Source organism: Paraburkholderia sp. FW306-02-B, assembly GCF_058782725.1.
Map to the genome: position 1 here is coordinate 1422328 of NZ_JBYSXZ010000001.1, position 11873 is coordinate 1434200.

Annotated in this window: 7 protein-coding genes, 1 tRNA gene and 2 pseudogenes; 6 read left to right on the top strand and 4 right to left on the bottom strand. The window is 61.8% G+C overall.

Annotation, left to right across the window (positions count from 1 at the left end; genetic code table 11):
- Positions 1-43: 43 nt before the first annotated feature.
- A complete protein-coding gene (locus AC3WOG_RS06285) occupies positions 44-619 on the bottom strand; it encodes a TIGR00645 family protein (protein ID WP_492579730.1) in 576 nt (191 codons plus the stop codon).
- 401 nt (positions 620-1020) lie between these two features.
- A pseudogene (locus AC3WOG_RS06290) lies at positions 1021-1369 on the bottom strand (EamA family transporter); the annotation flags it as partial.
- Positions 1370-1828: 459 nt separating this feature from the next.
- Here AC3WOG_RS06290 and acs point away from each other — a divergent pair.
- From acs to AC3WOG_RS06310, 4 genes are all read left to right on the top strand, one after another.
- Complete coding sequence (gene acs / locus AC3WOG_RS06295) at positions 1829-3811, top strand: acetate--CoA ligase (RefSeq protein WP_492577178.1); 1983 nt, start codon at positions 1829-1831, stop codon at positions 3809-3811.
- Between the two features lie 64 nt (positions 3812-3875).
- Positions 3876-4235 carry a DUF4212 domain-containing protein gene (locus AC3WOG_RS06300; protein ID WP_492577179.1) on the top strand — a complete coding sequence of 120 codons (360 nt, stop codon included), beginning with the start codon at positions 3876-3878 and terminating at the stop codon, positions 4233-4235.
- A gap of 4 nt (positions 4236-4239) precedes the next feature.
- Complete coding sequence (locus AC3WOG_RS06305; protein ID WP_492577180.1) at positions 4240-6258, top strand: sodium:solute symporter family protein; 2019 nt, start codon at positions 4240-4242, stop codon at positions 6256-6258.
- 60 nt (positions 6259-6318) lie between these two features.
- Positions 6319-6409, top strand: a tRNA-Ser gene (locus tag AC3WOG_RS06310).
- A 559-nt stretch (positions 6410-6968) separates the two neighbouring features.
- Here AC3WOG_RS06310 and AC3WOG_RS06315 read toward each other — a convergent pair.
- On the bottom strand, positions 6969-8384 hold the full coding sequence (locus tag AC3WOG_RS06315) for an IS1182 family transposase (RefSeq protein WP_492576091.1): 1416 nt from the start codon (positions 8382-8384) through the stop codon (positions 6969-6971).
- Between the two features lie 715 nt (positions 8385-9099).
- On the bottom strand, positions 9100-9570 hold the full coding sequence (locus AC3WOG_RS06320; RefSeq protein WP_492577181.1) for a cupin domain-containing protein: 471 nt from the start codon (positions 9568-9570) through the stop codon (positions 9100-9102).
- A gap of 502 nt (positions 9571-10072) precedes the next feature.
- Here AC3WOG_RS06320 and AC3WOG_RS06325 point away from each other — a divergent pair.
- Together AC3WOG_RS06325 and AC3WOG_RS06330 are read left to right on the top strand one after the other, a co-directional pair.
- Positions 10073-11470: a molybdopterin-dependent oxidoreductase gene (locus AC3WOG_RS06325; protein ID WP_492577182.1), complete on the top strand. Its 1398-nt coding sequence runs from the start codon at positions 10073-10075 to the stop codon at positions 11468-11470.
- Between the two features lie 143 nt (positions 11471-11613).
- Positions 11614-11814: pseudogene (locus tag AC3WOG_RS06330) on the top strand (IS5/IS1182 family transposase); the annotation flags it as partial.
- Between the last annotated feature and the right edge of the window lie 59 nt (positions 11815-11873).

An 11873-nucleotide genomic window follows, 5' to 3' on the forward strand; every position in this document is an offset into this window, starting at 1 on the left:
GTGGGGACGGTGGCGCCTGTTTTCTGGCCGCAGGGTTATGCGGTCAGTCGTGCGCCTTCAGGGGAGTGGAATCGTGTGAACTGTTTGAACTCACGACATGCAATGCCGCGGGTTCCTGAAAATGTTTGGGGTGCGTGTGCGTGGTGAGGCGGTCGACCAGCGCCATCACCAGTGCCGAGACGAGGAACGCGACGTGAATGATCACCTGCCACATGATGGTGTGCGTCGTATTCTGATCGGGGCTGATGAAGGTCTTCAGCAGATGGATCGACGAGATGCTGATCAGCGCCATCGACAGTTTCACTTTCAGCACACCGGCGTTCACGTGGTCGAGCCATTCCGGTTCGTCCGGATGCCCCTCTACGCCGAGGCGCGATACGAAAGTTTCATACCCGCCGATGATCACCATGATCAGCAGGTTCGAGATCATCACCACGTCGATCAGCCCGAGCACGACCAGCATGATGCTGGTTTCGTCGAGCGTCATCGACGCCGAGACAAGATGCCAGACTTCTTTCAGGAACAGGACCACGTAGACAGCCTGGGCGACGATCAGGCCCAGGTAGAGCGGCACCTGCAGCCAGCGGCTCATGAAGATGATGACGGGCAGCGGGCGCATCGGGCGGCGCTGACGGGCGAAGTCGGGTCGCGTGGCGGACATAGGCTAGAGTCGGATGAGGCGCAGGTGATGGAATGCGGATCAAATACGCAGATTAAATGCGCCGGTCTGGCGCCTGGGCCGAACGCGCGGATCAGGCGCGCGGCACAGTACACGGACCAGGCGCGGACGACGCGGTGTACGGCCCGGGCGGGCCGGAAAACTCGCGCCAGGCGCGCTATTGTACAGCGCCTCCTGAATTTGCCGCGACGGCGCGGGCCGGATCGAGGGGCGGACGCTGCCGCGCCGGATCCCCGCGGGCCTCGACGCTCACGAGGCCACCGGCGGCACCCGCTTGACGCTCAGACTCGCGAGACCGATGCCCGCGACCACGCAGGCGAGCGCAATGCCGTGCGCGAGCGTCGGCCGCTCTTTCAGGATCAGCCACGACAGCAGCGCGACGACAGCGGGAATCGTGCTGGTAATGACGCCGGCGGCGACCGCGCTGGTGCGCTGCACGCCGTTGAGCATCAGCAGCGTAAACCCGAAGGTGCCGAACAGCGCCTGCAGAAACAGATTGAACCATTCGTCGCGTTTGACGCGGCGCAGCTTGGCCACACGCAGCAGCGGCCACAACACGGCCATCGCGATCACGAAGCACAGCGGCGCGAACAGCGGGACGGGGACAAACGCGACGATCGATTTACCGATTCCGACATTGCTGCCGACGAGCAACATCGAGGTGATGAGAAGCAGGGCGTAACGATTCAAGCTGGAATCCGGACGGCTAGTTCAGTTAGCATTGTAAAAGGGCGCGTTCGCCGGCGTAAAGGCGCGACGCCGATGTTGTCCGCAAGCCGCGATGCTTGTGCGTGCCACGTCGGAGGCACGAGCGTGCCATAACGCGTAGCATCGAACTGTCCGGCCGCACATGTGCGCTCCGTGCGCTTTGTACGCTCATGTGCGTTCACGTAAGTGGCCGGTAAGTTGCAAAGCTTATCTTTGCTGCGAGAGCAGGCATTTCGCTGAACGCGCATCCATGCTGCACTGCCGCATGGGTTGCACATATAGGTTGTATGTTCAAACGGACGGCTTGCTGCGCTTCGACCTATGCGGCCGGGGCACGAGGGTTGGAGACAAGGCGCCGCGCTTCGCGGCGTCACCATGACATGGCGCGTCACAGGCGCGCCGGCACAGGTTTTACGTTTCATCTTCACCAAGGGGTTGTCGATGTCTGCGATTGAATCGGTTCTTCAGGAACGCCGCGTTTTCCCGCCCTCCGCTGAAACAGCGGCCGGTGCGACGATCTCCGGCATGGACGCGTACCGGGCGCTTGCCGCCGAAGCGGAACGCGATTACGAAGGTTTCTGGGGGCGCCTCGCCCGCGAGACGCTAAGCTGGCATAAGCCCTTCACGAAGGTGCTCGACGAATCGAATGCGCCGTTCTACACGTGGTTCGAAGACGGTCAGCTGAACGCTTCGTATAACAGCATCGACCGTCACGTCGAAGCGGGCAACGGCGGGCGCGTCGCGGTGATCTTCGAAGCCGACGACGGCACCGTCACCAACATCACCTACAAAGATCTGCTGCAACGCGTGTCGCGCTTTGCGAACGCACTGAAGAAGCGTGGCGTGAAGAAGGGTGACCGCGTCGTAATCTATATGCCGATGTCGGTCGAAGCCGTCGTCGCGATGCAGGCCTGCGCGCGAATCGGCGCAACGCATTCGGTGGTGTTCGGCGGCTTCTCGTCGAAGTCGCTGAACGAGCGGCTGGTGGATGTGGGCGCGGTCGCGCTCGTCACGTCCGACGAACAGATGCGCGGTGGCAAAGCGCTGCCGCTGAAGAACATCGCCGACGAAGCCATTGCCATGGGCGGCTGCGAAGCGGTGAGGAGCGTGATCGTCTATCAGCGCACCGGCGGCAAAATTGCATGGCACGAAGGCCGCGACCTGTGGATGCACGAACTCACGCAGGCCGAATCGGATCAATGCGCGCCCGAATGGGTCGGCGCCGAGCATCCGCTCTTCATCCTCTATACGTCCGGTTCGACCGGCAAGCCGAAGGGCGTGCAGCACAGCACCGGCGGCTTGCTGCTGTGGGCCGCGCAGACCATGAAGTGGACCTTCGACTGGAAACCCACGGATGTGTTCTGGTGTACCGCCGACATCGGCTGGATCACCGGCCATAGCTATATCGCGTACGGACCGTTGGCGCTCGGCGGCACCCAGGTCGTGTTCGAAGGCGTGCCGACCTATCCGAACGCCGGCCGCTTCTGGGACATGATCGCGAAGCACAAGGTCTCGCTGTTCTATACGGCGCCGACGGCGATCCGTTCGCTGATCAAGGCCGCTGAAGCGGACGCGAAAGTGCATCCGAAGAGCTATGACCTGTCGTCGCTGCGCATCATCGGTACGGTCGGCGAGCCGATCAATCCGGAGGCGTGGGTGTGGTATCACGAGAATGTCGGCGGCGGCCGTTGTCCGATCGTCGATACGTGGTGGCAAACCGAAACGGGCGGCCACATGATCACGCCGTTGCCGGGCGCCACACCGCTGGTGCCGGGTTCGTGCACGCTGCCGCTGCCGGGCATCATGGCAGCGGTCGTCGATGAAACCGGGCAGGACGTGCCGAACGGGCAGGGCGGGATTCTGGTGATCAAGCGGCCGTGGCCGGCGATGATCCGCACGATCTGGGGCGATCCGGACCGCTACCAGAAGAGCTACTTCCCCGAAGAACTCGGCGGCAAGCTGTATCTCGCCGGCGACGGCGCGGTGCGCGACAAGGAAACCGGTTACTTCACGATCATGGGCCGCATCGACGACGTGCTCAACGTGTCGGGGCACCGCCTCGGCACAATGGAGATCGAGTCGGCGCTGGTGTCGAACCCGCTTGTCGCCGAGGCAGCCGTGGTCGGACGTCCTGACGATACGACCGGCGAAGCCGTGTGCGCATTCGTGGTGCTCAAGCGCGCGCGGCCGGAAGGCGAGGAAGCGGTGAAGCTCGCCAACGAATTGCGCGCGTGGGTCGGCAAGGAGATCGGTCCGATCGCCAAGCCGAAGGACATCCGCTTCGGCGAGAACCTGCCGAAGACGCGTTCGGGCAAGATCATGCGCCGCCTGTTGCGCTCTCTCGCGAAGGGCGAGGCCATCACGCAGGATGTGTCGACGCTGGAGAACCCGGCGATTCTCGATCAACTCGGCGAGTCGCTCTGAGTCTCGAAGCCACCGCGCGGACAATCCCGATTGCCTGCCCGGTGGCTTTTTGATACATAGGCGCATGGCCGCGCCGCATCACTCCTCTCACGCTACGCTCAATCCCGCGCCTGAACCGCCTACGGTCTCGGCAGCGATGGCGCGCGCGCATCAGAAGTACTGGCGCTTCAACCTCGTGCTGATCGCTACGTTGATGACCTTGGGCTTCGTCGTGTCGTTCGGCGTGCCGCTGGTGGCGCCGGCATTGGCGCAGGTGCGCATCGGCGGCTTCAGATTGCCGTTCTACTTCGGCGCACAAGGGGCGATTCTCGTGTACGTCGCGTTGATCGTCGTCTATATCGTGCTGATGCAGCGCGCCGACCGCCGGCTGCAACGCGCATTCGATACCGACGCTAGCGCCGACTCGACCGTGCGCGGAAACTGAACCGATGAAGCTCACGCATCGGCTGATCCGCTCTTACGCGTTCTACACGCTCGGCTTCCTGTTGTTCGTCTATGTGATGTGGCGCATCGAGCGCACTACCGGCCCCGGCGTCTGGATCGGCTATGTGTTCCTGTTCGTGCCGATCGCGGTGTATGCGGTGATCGGGTTGCTATCACGCACGTCCGATCTGGTCGAATACTACGTAGCGGGGCGGCGCGTGCCGTCCGCCTTCAACGGCATGGCGACCGCCGCCGACTGGCTGTCCGCTGCGTCGTTCATCGGCTTGGCCGGTTCGATCTTCGCGACCGGCTACGACGGCCTTGCGTACGTGATGGGCTGGACCGGCGGCTATTGCCTTGTCGCGTTTCTGCTCGCGCCGTACGTGCGCAAGCTCGCGCGCTACACGATTCCCGACTTTCTCGGCACGCGGTTTTCGAGCAACGCCGTGCGTGGACTTGCGGCGTTAGCGGCGATCCTGTGCTCGTTCGTCTATCTGGTCGCGCAGATTCAGGGCGTCGGGTTGATTGCGACGCGTTTTATCGGCGTCGACTTCGCCGTCGGCATTTTCTGCGGACTGGCGGGCATTCTGGTGTGCTCGTTTCTGGGGGGCATGCGTGCCGTGACGTGGACCCAGGTCGCGCAATACATCATCCTGATCGCGGCGATTCTGATTCCGGTATCGATGATCGCGCATAAGGACGGCCTCGGCTGGGTACCGCAGTTCAATTACGGCCGCTTGATGGCGCGCGTTGAAGTATTGGAGAAGCAGGTGCGTGACGCGCCTCTCGAGCAGACCGTACGCGACGACTATCGGCGGCGTGCCGCGCTGATGCAGACGCGCCTCGACGCGCTGCCGCAATCGTTCGTCGACGAGAAGCAGCGGCTCACGCAGGAAGTAGCGGACTTGCGGCGCCACAACGGCCCGCTGCGCGAGATCAAGGAGCGCGAGCGGGCGCTCGAACAGTTTCCACGCGATGCCGCTGCCGCGCAGATCGTCTGGACCCAGCGACGTGACGAGATGCTGATGCGTGCCGCCGCACCGGTGCCGATGCACGAACCGTTTCCAACCGCGAGCGATGAGGATCGGCGCACCCATGAGCGCAATTTCCTGTCGCTGCTGTTGTGTCTGTCGCTCGGCACGGCGAGCCTGCCGCACATCCTGACGCGCTACAACACAACGACCTCGGTGGCCTCCGCGCGACGCTCGGTCGGCTGGACGCTGTTCTTCGTCGCGCTGTTTTATCTGACGGTGCCGGTGCTCGCCGTGCTGATCAAGTACGAGATGCTGACCAGCGTAGTAGGTCATCACTTTGCCGATTTGCCGCAATGGCTGACGCAATGGGGCAAGGTCGAGCCGAGTCTGATCAGTCTTGCCGATACGAACGGCGACGGCATCGTGCGCTGGAGCGAGATCCAGATGCAGCCGGACATGGTGGTGCTGGCCGCGCCCGAGATCGCGGGGCTGCCGTATGTGATGTCCGGGCTGATCGCGGCGGGCGCGCTGGCGGCGGCGCTTTCGACCGCGGATGGTCTGCTGCTGACGATCGCCAACGCGTTATCGCACGACGTCTACTATCACATGATCGATCCGTCGGCATCGAGCCAGCGGCGCGTGACGATCTCGAAGATTCTGCTGCTGGGGGTGGCGCTGTTCGCGTCGTATGTGGCGTCGCTGAATACGGGGAATATTCTGTTTCTGGTGGGTGCCGCGTTCTCGCTGGCGGCGTCGAGCCTGTTTCCGGTGCTGGTGCTGGGCGTGTTCTGGAAGCGCACCACGCGTCTGGGTGCCGTAGCGGGGATGGTGGCGGGGCTGGTGGTGTGCATTTACTACATCGTGTCGACGTATCCGTTCTTTACGCAGATGACAGGCTTCGCGGGCGCGCGGTGGTTCGGGATCGAACCGATCAGCTCAGGCGTGTTCGGCGTGCCGGCGGGGTTTCTGGTGGCGATCGGCGTGAGTTTGATCGACCGGAAACCCGATGCTTATACGCGGGCGCTGGTGGACTATATCCGGCATCCGTAGACCGGTTTGCGCATGGGTGTGGCGCAGGGCCCGAAGTTTGCTATAATTCGGCTCCCCGCCGGAGAGATGGATGAGCGGTTTAAGTCGCACGCCTGGAAAGCGTGTATAGGTTAATAACCTATCCGGGGTTCGAATCCCCGTCTCTCCGCCAGGAAACCTTCTCGTTGATTCTTTAGCACTCTCGCTACATTCAATGTACCACTTGAATGCTAGGGATTTGGGGATGTTGCCGTTCTTGCCTCTTCCCGCGTCTACCTACACAATCCAATCATCACTTGTGGGTAGCCATGTTCGCTGGCCCAATCGCGGAAGCTGGAACGGAAACCGTGCGCCGTTGCAAAGCGTCCCGGCGTATCGCTCTTTGCCTTGACCCGGCGCGGTGAGCGTCATGCCGCTGAGTACCTTCTCGCGCGACGACGGAAGACGAGCGTGTCGTGAAGTTTCTGTTCCTTCAACCGACAAACCGAGCCTACCGCTACCGCGCCACATCTCGACTCTACCTGCCAGGGACGATCGCCGTGCGCCTCAGTGCGGCCAACTACGGCCTTTGGCCCGCGCTCTCGCCCGGACATTCGAACGTCGGCTTTTTGCCAAGATTGTGTTGAAAAAGTCTTGTTTTGGATCAGGGCGCTGGAGTTGGCACGACGTTATCGAGTTGTGACGATCGGCGAAGCGGTGAACTTGGGCGAGGCAACGATCCTCATTTCTCGTCATGCAACTGCCTGGTTCATCTGCTTGCTTCCTGACATGAACCGCTTGGCCATTCTTCGCAGGTTTTGCGCAGTCGCTGCCATCAGGAACTCATCATGAGCACCGCTTGGACCTCGCAGTCGCAAACGGTCCAGTTTCAGGATGCGTTTGAGATGGGCAAAGAGCATTTCCACCTTCTTTCGCTCACGGCAAGATCGCTTGTATTCAGGCGTCTTCGCAATACGCCTCGTTTCGTCACGCGCAGCTTCATGGATGCTGCGGGCGATCTTGCGGAATGGTGTATTCGGACAGCAGCGATCCTTCATCGAACAGCTCTCGCAGTCGAGCTGACTTGCCCGATAGATGATCGTGTCAGCCTTCGTGACGCGCGAGCGCGGATTCGTGAATTTGCGCCGATCACTGCGTAGTGCGTGCCCGGTGGGACAGCGATATTCATTGGCCAGTTCATCCCATAGGAACTCGCTGCTGGACAATGTATTGTCCTTGCGCGTCGTTTTATCCCAGACCGGAACATGTGGTGCAATCTCCTTCTCTTCGATCATCCAGGCAAGCATCGCTGCCGAGCCATACGCGGTGTCGCCTGCAAGACGTCGAGGTTTGAGATCATGCCGCCGCTCAACGCGGTCAATCATCGTCCTGGTTGATTCCACTTCGTGCGAACGGTTCGCGGGCGTCGCCTCGACGTCAACGATGATCCCTGCCTGCAGGTCAATCAGATAATTGGTCGAGTAGGCGAAGAACGGCAAGCCACCCTTGGCCGCTGTCCAGCTCGCGGCGGGATCCGTCAGAGATATCCTCTTTGGAGGGGGCAATGTCTCTGCCATCTCCGCCGCTTCGGTGCCCGCTGGATTCGCTTCTTCCAATGCTTCCAGATACTCGCGCACTGCACGGCTTTGTCCCTTGACGCAACCCCAGTCGATGGGCCCGGAACCCGGAACACCGCGTGCAGAGCTCACGTCGGCTCTGATGATGCTTGCGTCAATCGCGAATCCTTCACCCTTTACGAGCCCTTCGGACATGCACCGACCCAGCACCGACTCGAACACATGGCGTAGTACATCGCTATCGCGGAAGCGACCGTGGCGGTTCTTGGAGAATGTCGAGTGTTCGGGTACGGCGTCCTCCAGGCCCAGGCGACAGAACCATCGATACGCCAGGTTCAGATGTACCTCTTCGCATAGCCTGCGCTCGGACCGGATGCCGAAACAGTAGCCGACGATCAACATGCGGATCATGAGCTCCGGATCAATCGATGGCCGCCCCATCGGACTGTAGAACGGCGCGAGATGCTGGCGTAGATCGCGCAGATCAAGGAAGTGATCGATGCCTCTCAACAGGTGTTCGCGAGGGACGTGATTATCGAGGTTAAACGAGTAGAAGAGTTTGTCCTGTCCGCGGCCCAGTTGACCCATCATGACGAATCACTCCCGTCGATCGATGTCTTCCAGGATACCGAACATTCCGAACCACGGGCGACTTTTTCAACACAATCTGCCAACGCAACGGACCTTCACGCGCCGATCGTGATCCTCGGCCATACCCGCTATTCACGTTTCAGCAATAGCGACCGGCCACCCTCCTTGACGCCATCTACATCAGCGTGCGCTTCAGTTTTCGGAGCGTCGCTTTCGATCCCTATGCGCACGTTGCAATGATGCGCAGATCGTACTGGGGCACGTGGTTGTTTCAGCGGCGATGCGGCTTCTGGCAAGTTCGATCAGCGTAGATCTCGACCGCGCTGAATCGCGCCGCGTGCTCGCGACACTGAGCCGCCTCCCCGCGATTTCGATTTCGCCGAAGAGGCGCAGCACGGCGCCTTTGAGGCTGGGAGTGGGCCTGACATCTGAGAGAGATTTCGCTGTTCGTGTGGTCTCCCATCGGATACCGCAACGGTGAGCCGCGTCTTCGCCGGTTCAATCCGCGAATGGCCGGGTTGCAACTGTCTGCAGCTCATCCCCGACGTTGAATGAATGGCTTACGTGGTTAGCCACAGCTTTGGGGAGCTGCTTACAGCGCCCAGGCTCTGCTTATGCACAGCGCTGATCGCTTGACCGACGGTCATTTGATCGTCACCTTCGGAGGGTCCCGAAAGGCCACTCCGGAACTGACGGCGGAAACCGGTAGCCGCACTTACGGATGCGGATGAATCGGATCGACCCAATAGACATCTTCCGGCGGCTCGGCGGGCTCGATATCCAGGTTAACGACTATCGGCTCTTGACCGCTACGGACCACAACGCAACTGAGCACCTCGGTCTTGCTCGCATTGATCTCTTGATGGGGTACGAACGGGGGCACATAAATGAAATCGCCAGGCCCTGCCTCTGCGGCGAACTCGAGATGTTCACCCCATCGCATACGTGCCCTGCCGCGCTCAACGTAGATGACGCTTTCCAGTTCACCATGATGGTGGGCGCCCGTTTTGGCGTCGGCGTCGATGGTGACCGTACCGGCCCAAAGTTTGCTGGCGCCCACCCGGGCGTGAGTGATTGCAGCTGCTCTCGTCATGCCAGGCGTTTGGGGCGTATTCATATCGAGGCGGGAACCCGGAATGATCTTGACGCCGTGATCGCGCCAATTCGGCTTAGCCTGAGAATTCATACCATGCTCCTCTGAACGCTGAGGAATCCCCGACACAACTGCAAAAAAATTCGCGAATAGGACGATCGCGAGACCCGACGGCTTTGGGCTGCGATCTGTTTTCCTGAACGACTGGCTGCAGGCTGTGGATTGACCATCTGCAGTGAAGTATAGTCTCTCGCGTCATGAGCAGATTCGCCTCTACCGGGCATGCTGCGCGTCACTGTGCTGCGGCGCATTTATTGCCCATTACTCCACGCCTTGATGGCTGCAATTTGGCCGAGCGCGACCGCTCGGCCAGCTCCAGGAAGCAGCCGCCGCAACGCGGCGCGGACGGCGCCGAAAGCGGCGGGCTGACGGAGCAGCTTCACCAGCCACTGGCGCGATCGATTTCCGGGGGCGCGGCTGGAGGCTCTGCCGTGCCGTTCCATAAACCGGACCGTCTGCGTTCGATCTTTTCCGAGCTCGACTTTGACCACCGACCCGCAGTAAGCTGATCGAACCGACGTCCCGGGAAGCGACCATGGCACTGTTCGTTGTGCGGCATCAGCACGCTGCCGAGCGCTGCCCCGCTCAAGATCCCTATATGGGGGCCATGCTATTGAATCACCTGAGCCGCCCAAACGTCAGGCGGCACGGGGTGGAGATCCGGGGCGAGGCCGTCGTGCAGGGTGAGCACACCTTGTACCTCATCGTGGAAGCTGAGGACGAGGGCCACCTGCGCGAGTTCATGAAGCCGTTCCAGATGGTCGGCAGCCTGGACATCTACCCCGCCTCGACATGCGCACGCGTAGTCGCCAGCGGCGGCTGCGGCGCAGCGCTGCCCGTGAGCGAACTCGTGCCGGCGCTGGATCCCGAAGAGGCCTGCCAGAAGGCTATTGAAGCCGGCCTGGTGGTCCATCGCGCGCATCCGCTCAACTGCGAGACTTCGATTCCTGCGCTGATCGGCGGCGTGGTCATGCCGAACGCGCACTTCTATGTCCGCAATCACTTCCAGATCCCCAACCTCGACCCGACCGCCTTCCGGCTCGCCGTTGGCGGCCTCGTAGAACGACCGCTGAGCCTCAGCTTGCGCGACCTCCGCAACATGCCGTCGCAGACACTCATCGTCACCCTCGAGTGCGCCGGAAACGGCCGCATGAAGTTCGATCCGCCCATCGAGGGCGAGAAATGGGACCTGGGGGCTGTCAGCACCGCAGAGTGGACCGGCGTGTCGCTGACGGAAGTGCTGGACCGGGCTGGCGTGCGGACGGGCGCGACGGAGGTGTTGTTCCGGGGGGCGGACGGCGGAACCGTAGAGGGCCACTCAGGACCGTTGCGCTTCGAGCGCAGTCTCCAGCTCGGTCATGCCCGCGATCCTGACATGCTACTGGCCTATGCGATGAACGGCGAACCGCTGCCCATTCAGCACGGCTACCCCGTGCGCCTCGTCGTCCCGGGCTGGTATGCCGTGGCGTCGGTCAAATGGCTGACTGAAATCGAGCTCATCGACCGGCCGTTCGCCGGGCATTACCAGGCCGCCAAGTATTGGTATGAATGGGAACGCGACGGCGCGGCCGTCCGCGAACCGGTCACGCTGCAGCGGGTGCGGGCCTTGATCACCGAGCCGGCGCCTGAGCAGGAGGTCCGGTGCGGTGAGCTGGCCATCCGCGGCGTGGCCTGGTCCGGCGCCGCTCAGATTGCGCGCGTGGAGATAAGCGTGGGCGGCGGTGGCTGGCAGGGGGCGCATCTCGTCAGCGAGCGCAAGCGTCACAGCTGGCAGTGGTGGGAGCTGATCACCCGGGCCCATGCGCCGGGCGTCGTCACCTTGCGCGCCCGGGCCACCGATCTTGCCGGCCGCACTCAGCCCGAGCGCGCCGAATGGAACCGGCTGGGCTACGGCAACAACGCTATCCACGAAGTGCCGGTTCGGATAGTGTGAACAGTCGATTTGATTTTCCGCCTCGAAGGGACATTACCGACTGGCCACTCCTCGAAAGACTTGAACGGCCGGTATGGCCGGAGGCTGTGTGAAAACGCCCTGATCGCCTACGTTGAATCAACGCATTCAGCTGAGGCGGCCGGATGAAGCGATTCATAGAAGGCGAAGACCGCAAGCAGGTCACTCTGCTTCCAGAATGCCTCGATGACTTCATCGACGACGATAACCCAGTCAGGATAATAGAAGCATTGGTCGAAGGCCTCGAACTGGGGCCACTCGGCTTTGACGGTGCTACGCCTTCGGTTACGGGGCGCCCGTCCTATCATCCAGCAGTGTCGCTGAAGAGTCTGAACCTGAGAAATGGCACTCGCTTCCAATGAAGAGCCGGCGGATTCTCGGCCTT